Annotated in this window: 15 protein-coding genes; 11 read left to right on the forward strand and 4 right to left on the reverse strand. The window is 52.1% G+C overall.

What is annotated here, in order from left to right:
* Window positions 1-61: 61 nt before the first annotated feature.
* The 6 genes from EFB11_RS01845 (at window position 62) to EFB11_RS01870 (ending at window position 6,179) form a co-directional block, all read left to right on the forward strand.
* Window positions 62-1,015, forward strand: coding sequence for a DnaD domain-containing protein (locus EFB11_RS01845; protein ID WP_122788687.1), 954 nt, complete (start codon window positions 62-64; stop codon window positions 1,013-1,015).
* A gap of 3 nt (window positions 1,016-1,018) precedes the next feature.
* Complete coding sequence (locus EFB11_RS01850; RefSeq protein WP_122788688.1) at window positions 1,019-2,023, forward strand: ATP-binding protein; 1,005 nt, start codon at window positions 1,019-1,021, stop codon at window positions 2,021-2,023.
* A 339-nt stretch (window positions 2,024-2,362) separates the two neighbouring features.
* Window positions 2,363-3,481: a metallophosphoesterase family protein gene (locus tag EFB11_RS01855; protein ID WP_122788689.1), complete on the forward strand. Its 1,119-nt coding sequence runs from the start codon at window positions 2,363-2,365 to the stop codon at window positions 3,479-3,481.
* A gap of 187 nt (window positions 3,482-3,668) precedes the next feature.
* Window positions 3,669-4,337 (forward strand): response regulator transcription factor, encoded by a 669-nt coding sequence (locus EFB11_RS01860; protein ID WP_122788690.1) that lies wholly within the window; start codon window positions 3,669-3,671, stop codon window positions 4,335-4,337.
* Complete coding sequence (locus EFB11_RS01865) at window positions 4,334-5,560, forward strand: sensor histidine kinase (protein WP_122788691.1); 1,227 nt, start codon at window positions 4,334-4,336, stop codon at window positions 5,558-5,560. The genes EFB11_RS01860 and EFB11_RS01865 overlap by 4 nt, the downstream gene beginning before the upstream one ends.
* A 22-nt stretch (window positions 5,561-5,582) precedes the next feature.
* Entirely contained in the window at window positions 5,583-6,179 is a 597-nt protein-coding gene (locus EFB11_RS01870; protein WP_122788692.1) for a GTP pyrophosphokinase, read from the forward strand.
* Between the two features lie 4 nt (window positions 6,180-6,183).
* On the opposite strand, the gene EFB11_RS01875 is transcribed toward EFB11_RS01870, so the two are convergent.
* The gene (locus EFB11_RS01875) at window positions 6,184-7,053 is read right to left on the reverse strand and encodes a YitT family protein (RefSeq protein ID WP_122788693.1); all 870 of its coding nucleotides are present in this window, start codon (window positions 7,051-7,053) and stop codon (window positions 6,184-6,186) included.
* Between the two features lie 223 nt (window positions 7,054-7,276).
* Here EFB11_RS01875 and EFB11_RS01880 point away from each other — a divergent pair, with 223 nt between their 5' ends.
* Window positions 7,277-8,617, forward strand: a complete 1,341-nt coding sequence (locus EFB11_RS01880) for an MATE family efflux transporter (RefSeq protein WP_122788694.1) — start codon at window positions 7,277-7,279, stop codon at window positions 8,615-8,617.
* Window positions 8,618-9,097: 480 nt separating this feature from the next.
* Here EFB11_RS01880 and EFB11_RS16655 read toward each other — a convergent pair whose 3' ends face one another.
* From EFB11_RS16655 to EFB11_RS01890, 3 genes are all read right to left on the reverse strand, one after another.
* On the reverse strand, window positions 9,098-9,280 hold the full coding sequence (locus EFB11_RS16655) for a hypothetical protein (protein WP_164706547.1): 183 nt from the start codon (window positions 9,278-9,280) through the stop codon (window positions 9,098-9,100).
* A 429-nt stretch (window positions 9,281-9,709) separates the two neighbouring features.
* Window positions 9,710-9,907, reverse strand: a complete 198-nt coding sequence (locus EFB11_RS17480) for a helix-turn-helix domain-containing protein (protein WP_122789700.1) — start codon at window positions 9,905-9,907, stop codon at window positions 9,710-9,712.
* Between the two features lie 91 nt (window positions 9,908-9,998).
* Window positions 9,999-10,868, reverse strand: a complete 870-nt coding sequence (locus EFB11_RS01890) for a helix-turn-helix transcriptional regulator (RefSeq protein WP_122788695.1) — start codon at window positions 10,866-10,868, stop codon at window positions 9,999-10,001.
* 582 nt (window positions 10,869-11,450) lie between these two features.
* Between EFB11_RS01890 and EFB11_RS01895 the strand changes: the two genes are divergently transcribed.
* The 4 genes from EFB11_RS01895 to EFB11_RS01910 all read left to right on the forward strand — a co-directional run bounded on the left by EFB11_RS01895 (window position 11,451) and on the right by EFB11_RS01910 (window position 15,343).
* Window positions 11,451-12,884: an MFS transporter gene (locus EFB11_RS01895; protein ID WP_122788696.1), complete on the forward strand. Its 1,434-nt coding sequence runs from the start codon at window positions 11,451-11,453 to the stop codon at window positions 12,882-12,884.
* Between the two features lie 13 nt (window positions 12,885-12,897).
* Entirely contained in the window at window positions 12,898-13,731 is an 834-nt protein-coding gene (locus EFB11_RS01900) for a sugar phosphate isomerase/epimerase family protein (protein WP_122788697.1), read from the forward strand.
* Window positions 13,732-13,760: 29 nt separating this feature from the next.
* Window positions 13,761-14,777, forward strand: a complete 1,017-nt coding sequence (gene iolG, locus EFB11_RS01905) for an inositol 2-dehydrogenase (protein ID WP_442906845.1) — start codon at window positions 13,761-13,763, stop codon at window positions 14,775-14,777.
* A 212-nt stretch (window positions 14,778-14,989) separates the two neighbouring features.
* A complete protein-coding gene (locus EFB11_RS01910) occupies window positions 14,990-15,343 on the forward strand; it encodes a dihydropteridine reductase (protein ID WP_122788699.1) in 354 nt (117 codons plus the stop codon).
* Window positions 15,344-15,437: the final 94 nt, after the last annotated feature.

Raw genomic sequence — 15,437 nt, forward strand, 5'->3', positions numbered from 1 at the left:
TGATTTCTCGGCAGCCGTGCCATGGAGTGCGCCGGCTGCCGCTTCATTTTGGAGGAAACCCATGAATTTATCTTCGCTTTTGCTGCCCGAAGGCGAATTTCGTGTCATCCGCTGCGATATTGCCGACAAAATCCTCGCCTGCGGCGATGGGGACAGCGCCCTGCTCTACCTCTATGCCCTGCGGCGCGGAGAGGGGCTGGACGAAAAGACCGCCATGCGCGACCTGCGCTTTTCCAAAGAGCGGTTCGACCGTGCGCTCTTTACCCTGACCAGCCTGTCCATCCAGGAGTCGGCCCCCACGCCCCCGGCACCTTCGGAAAAGCCGCGCTATACGGCTTCCGAATTGCGGCAAGCCCGTGAAAACGATCATAAATTCGCGGCCGTCTGCGCGGCGGCCGAAGATACGCTCGGCCAGTTCCTATCCGAATCCCAGGTGCGCAGCCTGTATTTGATCTATGACCATCTGGGTCTGCCGGCCGAGGTCATCATCGAGCTGCTCAGCTATCTCAAGCGCGACCGGGGCACGGTGCACCGCCGCGACATCGAGCGCGAAGCCTACCTTTGGTCGGATATGGGGATTTATACATATCAGCAAGCGCAGGCATACCTCTCCCGAGTGGAGGCCGAAAAGCCGCTGATGGACGCCATGTTCCAGGCCATGCACATCATTGGCCGCGAACCGGTGGCCGCCGAACGGCAATTTGTATCCGCCTGCATCGAAAAAGGGTTCCCGCCCGAAACCGTTGCGCTGGCGATGCGGCGCATGGAACAGAACATCGGCAAATTCAGCCTGAATTATTTGAAAAAGATCTTGTTGCTGTGGCATGAAAAGGGCGTCCACACGGTGGCCGAAGTCACGGCGCTGGAACCCGAAAGCGACCGCCGCGGCGCAGCATCCCCCGCACCGGCGGCATCCCCTGCCGGTGCGACCCCGCCCGGCCAGCTGGAAAGCTGGGAAAAAGAATGGCTCGAAGAAGTCGAGCGCCGCAAACGTGCCCGCGCCAAGGAGGATTGACCGATGGCATACGACAAACAGATCCTATCCGACCTGCTGCGTGAAATGGAAGCCCGGCGCGAAGCGCGGTCCCGTCTGCTGACTGAGCGCCGGCAGGAGGTCTATGACCGGGTGCCCCGCATCCGCCAGATCGACGAAACGCTGCGCGGCACTGCTGCTGCGGTCTTGCGCGCAGCGCTGGAAACCGGCGACGACCCGACAGCTGCCGTCGAACGCCTGCGCGAGCAGAATCTGGCTTTGCAGCGCGAACGGGTGCGCCTGCTGACTGAGGCCGGACTGCCGGCAGATTTTCTGGATGACAAGCCCGATTGCCCGTTGTGCGGCGATAACGGGTATGTTGGCGCCGAACCGTGTACCTGCCTGAAAACCCGGTATGCCAAGCGCCTGACCGAGCAGTTGTCCACCATCCTGCCCATCGCCGATCAGAACTTCGAAGCCTTCCGGCTGGATTACTATTCCGATGTGCGGGACAGCCGCCTGGGGCTTTCCCCCCGCGAGAATATGGAGGCCAATCTGGACCTTTGCGCCGAATATGCCCACCATTTTTCGGCGCACTCCCCCAACCTGCTGCTCTTTGGGTCAGCCGGACTGGGCAAGACCTTCCTGTCCACCTGTATTGCCAAGACCGTGTCCGAGCGCGGTGCTTCGGTGGCCTATGATACGGCCATCCATGTGCTGGGCAGCTATGAAACAGTCAAGTTCGGCGGGCCGGACGCCGCGGAAGCACAGCACGCCATCCGCAAATATGAACATGCCGATCTGCTCATTTTGGATGACCTGGGCACCGAACTGGCGACCGCCTTTACCACTTCGGTCTTTTATTCGCTACTCAACACCCGCCTGATGGCGCGGCGTCCCATGATCATTAACACCAATTTACAGCCCAACGAGCTGGAAAAGCGGTATTCAGCAGCGGTTGCCTCTCGTTTGCTCGGAGAATTTACCCATTTGCGCTTCTTTGGTGAGGATATTCGCCAGATCAAACGCCGCGGCGGACCGCGTTCATAATTTCGCCGTTTCTTTGCTAAATTTTCTTTACAACTCGTTCATAACTTATTCACACATTCGCAGGACTTTCACGGTATACTTAACTCATCAGCAAGGGAACAGGTCAACCCGAACTGATAAACAGAATGCCGACTTTTTCTGTTATTATTTTGAACCCCCCTTTATTTACCCCCCTACTGTTTATTTTGTGAAGAATGCGAATCAAAGCCCGCTCGAAAGAGCGGGTTTTGGTTTTGTGTGCAAACTCTGGCGCGATTTTGCACAAATTTCAACGGCCATTTACCCAAATTGCCTTTTTCTATGATATAATAAACTATCATATCCAAAGGAGCCCCATCCATGCTGACCATTGTACATCTCGCCGACCTTCATCTCGGCGCTTCTTATTCGTTCCTCTCCGCAGAAAAAGCTGCCATTGCCCGCGAAAGCCAATTCACCGTCTTGCAGCATGCCATCGATTATGCGAACTCCCAGTTTGCCAACGCGGTCCTGATTGCAGGCGACCTGTTTGACCAGCCCAAACCGCCTTCGGAAATCGTCAAGCGCACGTTTTCCATTCTCTCGCAAGCACACTGCTGTGTGCTCATCTCCCCCGGCAACCACGATTACCTGTGTGCAGACAGTCCCTATCTGACCGCCCAGCGCCCCGAACAGGTTTATGTCTTTACATCGCCCGTGCTGACCTCTTTCCCGATCAGCGACCGCGCGGTTGTATGGGGTGCGGCCTTTTGTGACCAAGGTGCTTCCATCCCGCTCGACGTGAAACTGGTGGAGGACCGTCCCAATCTGCTGCTTGTACACAGCGATTTGAAAACACACAGCGGCTACAATCCTCTGACGGCGGCGGACCTCAAAACCAGCGGTTTCCTGTATGCCGCGCTGGGTCACAACCACGAATACAGCGGCATGCGGCGCGCCGGCAATACGGTTTATGCCTGCCCAGGCAGTCCGGTCAGCGTCGGCACCGACGATACCGGCCGCAAGGGATTTTTGTTCGGTCAGCTCGCCGAAGAACTCAAATTCCGCTTTATTCCGAGTGGCGGCTTTGAATGCCATTCCTACAAGATCGATTTCACCACCCTGGCCAGCGACCGTATGCTGGAGCAGGCTCTGACCGCGCTGGTGCCGAAAAATCATGATAAGGTCTGCGCTTCGGTCGAACTGGTCGGGGAACGCAGCTATGAGCCCAATTTCCCGGCGCTCCGGCAGGCGCTGGATGCCGTTTTTCTGCACGCCCAGCTCACTGACCACACCACCACCCGGCGCAGCGTCTGGCGGTATCTGAACGATGACGATTTGCGCGGCGGCGTCACTCGCAGCTATCGCGCCAAGATGGATGAAGCGGTCAGCGAGGAGGAAAAATCCCGTCTGATGCTCTCCCTGCGCTATGCGCTGGCTGCGCTGGACGGGGACGCCCTCCCCTCGTTTGACAACAACGCATCGGGCAATATAATTTAAAATGTTCCCGATACACGGGCTGCACTTCGGTGCAGCCCGTTTTTTCGTGTTCAAAAAACCGTTACAGGTTGTTCATCATATGAACACCGTTTCTCCCCCAAAGTCTCCAAAATCCCGTCTATAATAAAAGAAAAACCAGCGGACCCAAGCGCTGGTCGGAAAACTCCAAGGAAAGGGCTGGATTTTTTTGCGATTTCTTCTTGCTGAGGACGAACGCTCTCTTTCCCGGGCGCTCGTCGCAATTCTCCAAAGGGACGGTTACATTGTCGATACCGCGTACGATGGCGAACAAGCACTCACTCTCTTATCCACCGGCAACTATGACGGTGTGGTTTTGGATATTATGATGCCCAAATTGGATGGCATCCAGGTTTTAAAGCATCTGCGGGACAGAGGCGACCGCACCCCGGTCCTGCTGCTAACCGCCAAATCGGAAATCGACGATAAGGTGCTGGGGCTGGACAGCGGCGCCAACGATTATTTGACCAAACCGTTCTCTACCCGTGAACTTTTGGCGCGGGTACGCGCCATGACGCGCGGGCAGTCTGCTTCCAACGATTCGGTTTTGCAGTTTGGCAACATTTCACTCGACCGCACGACCTTTTCCCTCTCCTCCCCGACCGGAAGCTTTCGGCTGGCCAACAAGGAATTTGCCATGCTGGAATTGCTGCTTTGCAACGCAGGCCATCCGATCACATCCCAACGCTTTTTAGAGCGCGTATGGCAGGAAGATGCCGAAGCGGAGGTCGTTTTGATTTACATTTCCTATCTTCAGAAAAAACTGGACGCTTTGCATGCTGATGTATGTATTCAGGCCACCGAGCCGGACAGCTATATTTTGGAGGGCTGCCCATGATCAAAAAGCTGCGGATCAAACTCATCTTGGCATCCATGTTTTCACTGGTTGTAGTCTTATTTGTGATCGTCGGCGGCATCAATATATTGAACATTTTTCAAGTAATCCAAAGAGCAGATATGGTGCTGGATATTTTGGAAACCCATGAAGGGCAGCTCCCGAAACTCAGCAACTTATTAGACGAAGAGGGAGATCCCGCCTATACTTCTCCGGAAATCCCCTATGAATCGCGCTATTTTTCAGTGCTGCTCACCGAAGATGGAGTCGCATTGGCGACAGATACTGAGCAGATTGTCGCAATCGACCGTGAAGATGCCATTGACTTTGCACAGGATGTCTTGGTGCTCGGCAAGGAACGAGGATTTGTAAACGATTACCGCTATACGGTCCGCGAAGAAAGCAATGGTATCCGTATCATTTTTCTCGACTGTGGCCGCTGGCTTGATACCTGCCGGGGCTTCCTGCTTTCCAGTCTGTGCATTTCCCTGCTGGGCTTGGCGGCGGTTTTGGTACTCATCACCCTGCTTTCCAGCCGCATTGTCAAGCCGGTATCCGATAGTTACGAAAAACAAAAACGATTCATCACCGATGCCGGACATGAAATAAAAACCCCGCTTGCGATCATCGATGCCGATGCCGGTCTGATCGAAAGTGAAAGTGGAAAAAGTGAATGGCTGGATGATATTCAACTGCAAGTCCGCCGCCTGACCGAGCTGACCAACGACCTGATCTATCTGGCCAAAATGGAGGAGTCCCACGATCAACTGATTTTGATCGATTTTCCCATTTCTGATCTGGTCGAGGAGTCGGTACGTTCGTTCCAGGCTTTGGCCAAAAAGCAGAACAAAACTTTTCGCAGCCAAATCCAGCCGCTGTTGTCGCTGCACGGAGATGCCAAATCGATCGGGCAGCTGATTTCCATCCTACTGGATAATGCGGTCAAATATTCGGAAGAAAACGGAGAAATTGCCGTGCGTCTGGAAAAACAGGGCCGCACGATTCGGCTTTCGGTTTTCAATACCACACCGTCTATTGCCAAATCTGATTTGGACCATCTGTTTGATCGTTTTTACCGCACCGATAAATCCCGCAATTCACAGACCGGCGGCTATGGCATCGGGCTTTCCATTGCCAGTGCTGTTGTGGCTGCCCATAAGGGAAAAATTGCGGCCAGTTCCAAGGACGGCAAATCGTTGGAGATCACCGTAACACTTCCCGCCTGACAGAAAGGATACCCCATTTGCTATGACATTTGAAGATTTCTATGGCCCAGCGCTTGAACGGCTGCAAGCCGCCGAACAACAACTGACCGATTGTGTGGCCCGTTTTCCAGATGACCGGGAAGGAACCGATTTGCATGCTGTCCTATACTGCAAATCGCGCATCAAGTCCCCGGACAGCATGATTCGAAAATTGGAACTGCACGAGCTGCCCACCGACTGCGACACCGCGCTGGCCGAAATGCACGACACGGTCGGTGTACGGGTCATCTGCTCTTTTGTCGATGACGTATACCGCGTCGCAGGCTGGCTGTCCCAGCAGCCTGAACTGCATGTGACCACCACCAAAGATTATATCGCCTATCCCAAGCCCAACGGCTACCGCAGCTTGCATCTGATTTTAGAAATTGCCGACGGACCGGGAAAAGGCCTGTCGGCCGAAATCCAGCTGCGCACCATTGCCATCGATTTTTGGGCCAGCTTGGAGCATCAGATCAAATACAAACATACGGTATCTCACGAAGCGCTGGTGCGGTCGGAACTCAAACGCTGCGCCGATGAAATTGCCTCGGTCGATCTGTCCATGCAAACCATCCGCGAACTACTCGCCCAGAGTTTTTAACTGGCTACGGCAAAAATGAAGATCCGGACGGGTCGATGAAGCCATTGCCAAAGACTTCATTGGTGTCCGCAATCATCACAAACGCCTCGGTATCGATATGATGCACCGCCGTACGAATTTTGTAGGCTTCCACCCGAGAACAGGCGCAAAACAAAATCTGCCGGGCTTCGCCGGTATAGCAGCCCACAGCCGGACACATCGTAGAGCCTCGTCCGCACGCCTGATTGATATGTCGGGCCACCAGCGGTCCTTTGGCTGTGATGACCAGAATCAGGCGGCCTGCCCCAGCCCCGCGCAGCGCTTTGTCAATGACTAGTGAAGTAGCTGCGGTTGCAATCAGGCCATATAGTACCGCATCCACGCTGCCAAAGACCGGCCAGCCGAGCAGAATGATAATGACATCAACCGTCATCGTCACGGCGCCGACCGAAAGATGCGGATGCCTGGCTTTGATGGACAAGGTCAAAAAATCAGTCCCGCCCGAAGAAGAACCGCGGCGATAGAGCAGCGCCAGTGCCAGCCCTAAAAACACACCCGAATACAGTGCCGCCAGCAGCCGGTTACCCGTATACGGCGGGACGCGCACAAACACAACATCCAAAAACAGCGTGCAAACGATCATGCTGCCCAGGGTTTTCTTTAAAAACCGGAATCCTAAAAACCGATAGCTAATCAGCATCAACGGCACATTGAGCACCAGCACAGTCAAGCCAATCGGCAGGCCCCAAAGATGATTGACAATCAACGCCAAACCGGATAAGCCGCCCGGTGCAAAGCCAGCCATTTTGGCAAAGGTATCGATACCTATGGCATACAACGCGCCGCTGATGCAATCCACCAGAAAATTCATCGCCCACACGCGAAAACGCTTCATCGTTTTTTCCCTCCTTTTCTCTCTCTCCGAAAGGCCACCCTCGCGGTGGCTTTTCCTATGGCTTTCAGTTTGCCCCAGAAGCAACCGAACATACTGGGATTTGGCAAAACAGACAGGAAAGGAGCCAATCGTTTGATGATTTTGTGAAGTTTATGATTTGTTGCCTGCGGGCAGGGCTGGTATAATGATAAATCGAGAGAAAAAACGGAAAGGACTCTGCATCATGAAGGATCTCACCAAAGGTTCGCCAGTCCCCCTGATCCTGACGTTTACCATACCGGTCTTGCTGGGCAATCTGCTCCAGCTTCTGTACAATTTGGCCGATACCCGCATCGTTGGATCGTTTTTAGGCGAACAGGCACTCGCCGCGGTTGGTGCCACCAACCCCTTAAACAATCTGCTGATCGGTCTGCTGGTTGGCCTGACCAATGGTTTTGCCATCCTGACGGCGCGCTGCTTTGGCGCCAAAGACCGGGACGGTGTGCGCCGGTCGATCGGCGCTATTTTTGTGCTGGCTGGTATCACAGCCATCGCGCTGACGGTCGTGGGACTGTGCCTTTTAAAACCCATCTTGCAATTGCTCAATACCCCGGCCGATTTGCTTGACCTGTCTATGGACTATTTCCGCGTTATTTTACTGGGTACCATTGCGACCATGTTTTATAATGTGTGCTCCACCGTATTGCGCGCAGTCGGCGACTCGATCACGCCCCTGTTGTTCCTGATGCTGTCAACGACCCTTAACGTTGGACTCGACCTGCTTTTTGTGGGCCCGCTCGGTCTAGGCGTTCCCGGTGCAGCCCTGGCAACCGTACTGGCACAGCTCGTTTCGGTTTTGCTTTGTCTGCTGGTTATGCGGCGGCGATTTGCGGAAATCTGGCCGAAAAAAGCCGATTTCCATGTTTCCGCTCAACTGGCTGGCCAGCTGTATGGTACCGGAGTTTCGATGGCGATGATGTATTGTTTGGTCAACATCGGCTCGGTCATCCTGCAAGGGGTCATCAATACGTTTGGTACCGACACCATTGTGGCGCATACGGCTGCCCGCCGATTGACCGAACTGTTTATGCTCGCCTTTTCGGCGTTTGGTGTCACCATGGCCACCTATTGCAGCCAGAATTTCGGAGCGCAAAAACCAGCCCGCATCCGGCGCGGCCTGCGGGCTACCCTGCTGATGGCTTGGAGTTTCTGCCTGATCGTTGTAGTGGTCACATATTTGTGTGCCCCGCAGCTTGTCTATCTGGTCACCGGTAGCCGCAAACCGGAAATTTTGGATACTGCGGTTTGGTATCTGCGGGTAGATACGTTGTTTTATTGGGTCACGGCGGCGATCAGCATCCTGCGCAATGCCTTGCAGGGCATTGGCGACCGCATGACACCGCTCATCTCCAGCGGCATCGAACTGCTTGGCAAAATCGCCGTAGTGTTGTTCCTGACGCCGCGCTTGGGATATTTCGGCATCATTTTGGCAGAACCACTTGTGTGGGCGGTCATGGTCATCCCGCTTGTGGTGCAAACCCTGCGGCAGCCCCGCTTCCGCGGTCCGGACTGTGTAACCGAATAACAAACTGAATTTGCGTATGGTATGGAGAATGACATCTATACCTGTGAAATCTTACTGTCGGTACGCGAAATAAAACAGCCCTACACCCGGCCAAAAAATGCTGGATGTAGGGCTGTTTTTCGGATTTTTTTATTTGGGGAGATAAGTGGGACCAAACCGCTGACCGCTTGAATGGCATTCAAGCGCTCTCCCAGACCATATTTCCTATGCAATTTTGATGTTGAGGCGCTTGATGTGCACCCCCATTTATCATCTGCCATTTTCAATTTTTCTTTGCCAGTCTGGTGTTTTCCAGACTGACCAAAAATGCTCTACGCTAATGTTAAGTTTGAGTTTCAGTTGGTAGTCGCGGTATGCATCCACCCGATTAATCATGCGGGAAACAATCATTCTCTTTGCTGATATACTGGCAATAGCAGTTTCTCCGTCCTCTGATTCTTTTCGCGTTGCATACACTTTACCGCGCAATTCGGAACAGCGTTACTCTTGCTCTTGGATTACTTCGCTTAGAAGTTCCATAGAAAAATCACTTTCACCAGACAAAAATTTCATTGTTTCGGTTTTCAAGCGGCCTAAATCTCTCTGCCCGATTAAATTCTTTCTCCAAGTTCTTGAAGATTGTTTTTTCGCAGCAAGTTCGCGCTTGTAGCAAACATCCAGCACATCATTCCGCTTAAGATTGCAAACCCATGAGAAAATCCCCCCGATGATGGAATCAATGATTGCATCCAGCTTTTCAACTGTATAGCCTTTCTGGCCGTCACAATTCCCGTATGCACGGCTCTTTGTTTGGTGAGTATATCTATCGTTGGTTCCATCCTGACATTTTCAACCTTTACCGTTTGTAGTAGTGCACAGGCGCGTACCACCATGGCCACAAAAAATATTGCCAGCCAAAAGAGATTTTCCCCGTGTACTCAGTGGGGCGGAACGGATTGTCTGTTGTTTTCTAGTACTTTTAATTTAGTCGTGCAGATCCGGCTTCTTATCAACCTGTAAAAGCGCACCTTGTAATGCAAGATGCGCTTTAGCAGGTTGATAAACTAACATTACTCTAAAAACTTACCTTGAGGGAGACGCTGGTGGTTATAGTTAAAGACAATGACGTACATATATTCTGAGAAGTTGCTTGATCTCATCGTCTACAGTGTCATGGGAATTGTCGTACTCGTCGTATAACCTCCATTTAGAGAAATAGGATGTGTGGCGTACGATTTCTTCGGTAGCCGCTCCGTCTTTATCCTTTGCAGAACAAATAGTCTGTTTTGCATTTTCTACTGTCCTTTTAATGAGAGAGTAGGTTCTTTAAGCGCTCTAAGCAAACCATCTGTTTTATCATGTATCCATTAGTTTCAAGAGTTAACGTAGGCGTATTCTATGACTATGTAAGCTTTGAACAGACGCTAAGATCACGGTATTTGCTGGGCGGCATACCGACCAGCTTGGAAAACGCCTGACTGAAACGGTTGGGGTCATCATACCCGACCATGCTGCCAATGTAGGTGATGCTGAAATCCGAACTGGTCAGCAGCGACTGTGCTTCACCGATGCGCCGCCGGGTGCGGTATTGCATGGGGGAACAGTTGAAGGCGTCGGAAAAGAGATGGGCGGCATAAAACCGGTTGATATGGAATCGATCAGCCAGTTCATCCAGGGTAAAACGCTGGGTATAGTTCTGATCGATGTAGCGACGCATGTCTTCAGCAACCGAATTTTCAGCCGGATACAGATGGCTTTGCATGGTCTGGTTGCTGTTGGCCAAGTGGTCCACAATGGCGCACAAAGATTGTAGAAACCCTTGGGCAAAGGTAGCGACTTGGGGTTGCTGTTCGATCAGCCCACGCTCAATGGCCTCAAAGCCGTGCAGCAAAAAATCAAAGTAAGGGCCGCTGGACACGACGTAATCGCTCGGACTGGCCGCAATATGGCCCAGCGGCAGACTGCGAAGGCGGATGTTGGAGATGCCGCACAGGAAAAAGCGCATGGGGGCATCTGCATGCAGCGCCAGGTCCTGATGCAGCATATCGGTGTTGTAAAGGATCAGGTCGCCGGGTTCGCTGCGATATTCATGTCCGTCGATAACGTGGAAGCCTTGCCCTGCATAGACCAGCCCGATCTCGGTGATGTCATGATGGCTGTGGATGGCACGTACTTTGCCGCTGGCATCCACTTCGGTGTTGGTCAGATAAGCCATGCGCGGCTGGTCGGCGGTATGCGGTAAGCTGGCCGGAATGGCATGCATATGGATCATGAAAGGGACCTCCCCAATGCAGGATTTTGCTTTTTTCTTATTATAACAGAGGGGCTATCAAACACCATTGAAAAATTGCGGCGTTTACAGAAATTCTATACCAAAAATGACAGAAACGTTGTCAAAAACGACATTTTGAAGACTGGCTATGCAAATCTTGCTGTTTTGACAAAAGAACAGGGTTTTTGTGTGAAAATAGAGCAATAAAACAATAGACTTTTGCAAAAAATGTTCACCAAAAGGAAGAGAAAAATTTGAGATTTGACGCAAAGACTGCTTTGAAAACTTGCGAAGCTTGAAAAATGCCCAAAAGACGAACGGATAAGCTGTGCAAATTACCCTTTAAGCCTTGCTGATTGCACAAAAAAGAAAAAGCTTAGCTGTATAAAATGACTGTACATTTTTGGGAGAGAAAAAAGCGAGAAAAGAAAAAGAAATTATTTGATTTGCCATTTCGAAAAAGAGCGAAGAAAAGACAGCAAGAAATGCAAGGCATGGCGCAACAGAGATCGCCATAATGGGTTTTGCAAAAAGCCGAGAGAAGCTTCACAAGGAAGAAAAAAAACAAGAGGAGAAATGAAAATGGGCAAACAAAAGAACGCGCTGGAAAGGCAGAACGGAACGGCTTCCCTGGCAGCCGGCGGACGCCTGACGGTTGGTGAACGGCTGGCGTATGGCTGCGGGGATACGGCCTGCAATATTGTCTTTGGCATGATCAGTACCTTGCTGACGCTGTTTTATACAGACTATGCCGGCATTTCGGTGGCTACGGTGGGCTTGGTCATGCTGATCTCCCGCATTTTTGATGGAACATCCGATGTCATCATGGGCTTTATTGTCAACCGTACGAAATCCAGATGGGGGAAAGCACGTCCCTGGATCATTTGGATGAGCATTCCATACTGTGTTTCAGCGGTGCTGCTGTTCACCGTGCCGCAGACCTCGGAAACGCTGCAATTCTGGTACATCTTTGTTACCTATAACCTGACCACGACCGTTTTGTATACGGCCATCAATGTGCCGTACGGCACCATGTCGACCATGATGACCCGTTCGGCGCATGAGCGTGATCTGCTGTCTGTGTTCCGCATGTCGATGGCGCCGGTGGGCCGTATCATTTCGGTGACCTTGACCATGCCGGTGGTCAAGCTGTTCGGGGATACCAAAGAGGCATGGGCCAAAGCCATGCTGATGTGGTCGGCCATTGCGCTGGTGATGCTGCTGATTTGCTTTTTCCGCTGCAAAGAGCGTGTCCAGTTGGAAAATACCACGAGCAAATCCCACGTTCCGCTGGGGAAAAATTTGAAAGCGCTGCTGACCAATCAATATTTCTGGGCAGCCCTCATTTTATGGACCGTCACTTGCGTGCATGGTACCCTGGTTGGCACCGATCTGCCGTATTATTGCAAATATATCTTTGGCAACGACAGCTGGATGTATAGTGTACTCTACCTGGCCGAAGCCGGCACGCTGGTCGTAGGCGCCATGCTCTGCCCGCTGCTGCTCAACCGGTTCAGCAAGCGTGATCTGTCCTTATGGGGGTGTGTGCTGGCCGTTGCAGCGCATGCGACCTTGCTGCTCAATCCCCATAGCTTTACCCTGGCGCTGGTCAGCAGCATTGTGCGTGCGTTGGGCGAAGCGCCGTTGACAGCCGTGGTCTTCGGTATGATGGGACAGGTGGTCGAATATGGCCAGTGGAAGTCCCATATCCGGCAGGAAGCGCTGATTTTTGGCGGCGGCAGCCTGGGCTTTAAGATCGGCACCGGTATTACCAGTGCGATTATCACCAAATTGCTGGATATCAGCGGTTATACCAGTTCAATTGACGGGGTAGAAGTCGGCGGATTGATCACGCAGCCGTCGAGCGCCTTGCAGATGATTCAGAACATCTATTTGTATGGCCCGCTGATCATTTGGGCGATTGCGGTTGTGGTATTGCTGCTGTATAAGCTGGATAAAAAATACGCATCCATTATGACCGAACTGGAAGAACGCGAAGCCCGCGGAGAACTGTAAAGGAGGAACTTACATGTTAAAACTCGGATTCAACGAAGCGACCTGCAAGGAAAATTCCTCGGTCGAAAAAGACCTGGAATTTTGCGAGAAGTACGGCTATGACTACATCGAACTGCGGCTCGATATGCTCAAGGAGTATTTCAAGACCCATACCATTGAGGACCTCAAGGCGTTTTTCGCAAAAAGCCACTTAAAGCCCTTTGCCTTCAACTCGATTGAAGACATCAACTTCCGCACCCCGGAACAGTGGGAAAAACTTGTCGAACTGTTCACTTTCGGCTGCGAAGTCGCCCAGGCCATCGGCAACAAATATATGATCGTCGTGCCCACCATGACAAACGAATACAGCACCAGGACCGAACAGGAGGTGCTGGAGGACTCTGTCGAGGTGTTAAACAAGCTGGCCGACATCGCCGAGCCTTACGGCGTGTGCTGCTCGTTCGAGCCCATCGGCGACCGCCGCTGGTGCTGCAATTCGCTGCGGCAGGCTCTGGAGATCGTGCAGGCGGTGAACCGCGACAGCGTGGGCCTGACGGTTGACTGCATCAACTTCTACATGCACGACAAGTGCGCGGATGTGGACTTTATCCGCAAGGTACCCAAGGAAAAGTTGTTCGTCTATCACATCAACGACTGCGAAGACCTGCCGTTCGGCGTGCTCGATCACTGCCACCGCATCATGCCTGGCAAGGGCTGCATCCCGGTCGCCGAAATCAGCAAGGCAGTTATGGACGCGGGCTATGACGGTCCGGCGTGCCTCGAACTGTTCCGCCCCGAATACTGGGATATGGACGCCGAAGAAGTCATCAAAATGGGCGTGGAGTGCTGCGCGCCCTTCCTGAAATAACAACATGATAAAGGAGAGAATGTCACATGATGAACAAAGTAAAAGTGGGTGTATTGGGGGCCGGTCGCATCGGTCGCCTGCACATTACCAACCTGGTGCAGTCGGTACCGGCTGCCGAAGTGGTAGCCATTGCCGATCCTTTCCTCAACGAGGAAACCCAGGCATTTGCAAACAATTTGGGAATTGCCCAGTGCTCCAAAGACCCGCAGGATATTTTTGCAAACCCCGATATCGATGCCGTTTTTGTCTGCACTTCGACCGAAGCGCATGCTGAGATGATTCAGCGGGCTGCCGAGGCGGGCAAGCATGTATTTTGTGAGAAACCCATCCATACCGATTTGGAGCAGATTCGGAAGGCCATTGCAGCGACCGAAAAAGCTGGGGTAAAACTGCAGGTAGGCTTTGTACGTCGTTTTGACCACAACCATAAAAAGGTGCACGATGTCGTAGCTTCAGGCAAGCTGGGCCGTCCGCATCTGGTCAAGGTATGTTCCCGCGATCCCGAACATCAGCCGATGTCCTATATCGCAACCTCGGGCGGTATTTTTATGGATATGACCATTCATGATTTTGATATGGTACGGTATCTGTCCGGTTCGGAGGTCACCGAAGTATGCGCTTATGGCGCCGCACTTTCGGGGGAAGGATATGACCAGTATAACGATGTCGATACTGCGATCATTATGATGAAATTTGAAAATGGTGCGCTGGGCGTGATCGATAACAGCCGTGCGTCCCATTATGGCTATGATCAGCGCACCGAAGTACATTGCGACAAGGGCTGCGTTCAGGTGACCAACGACTTGGATGACCAGGCGATGATCTCCACGCATGAGACCGTGGAAATCGCCAAGCCGACCTGGTTCTTTTTGGAGCGTTACAACAATGCGTTTATCCAGGAAGCCAAGGATTTCATGGATGCCATCATAAACGATACCGAACCGCTGGTTGGCGCCAAGGATGGCCTGATGCCGGTTGCCATTGCAATGGCAGCAGCAAAATCGTTCCAGGAAGGCCGTCCGGTCAAGCTGAGCGAGATTCTGTAAGATAGCTTCATCTTTCTCCTAACTCTCTCGTGCAGGATGTTGTCATTGGCAGGAACAAATCGATGAGAGTTGTTTGATCCTGCACAAAACAGTCCCCGCAGCCATCGGCTGCGGGGACTGTTTTCGGATTACAACACAATCGGCGATTTGTGTCGTTCCTTTTCCCTCCTTTCTCCAATATAATAAAGACATCCAATAAAGGAGGTAAAAGCATGAATACAGATAAGATTTACGCAGAACACCTTGCCAACGAGTATGCACCAAAGGACGATTCCAAAGTGATTGCCCTTCGCAAGTTGGATGCCAGAGCAAAATTACCCGCAACCATCTTCACCTATACGTTTGGTATCCTTTCTGCGCTCATCACAGGGGTCGGAATGTGTATGTCGATGGATGTGATTGGAAACAGCAGTATCACGATCTTCGTTTTAGGCGTTGTAATCGGAATGATTGGTTTGATTGGGATGGGTGTCAACTACCCGATTTACAAAAAAATATTAGCTCACGGCAAACAAAAATATGCTTTTGAAATCATGCAATTAGCCAAGGAAATCAGCGGCCAATAAATTCGTGGAAAAGCAAAAATGGGTGCGGCTGAGTTTGCCATGGTCATGGTTTCCGTTCTTGTTATGTATATCCGTTCGGTACAATCAAAGGTAG

This window comes from Intestinibacillus sp. Marseille-P6563 (genome assembly GCF_900604335.1).
GTDB lineage: Bacteria > Bacillota > Clostridia > Oscillospirales > Butyricicoccaceae > Butyricicoccus_B.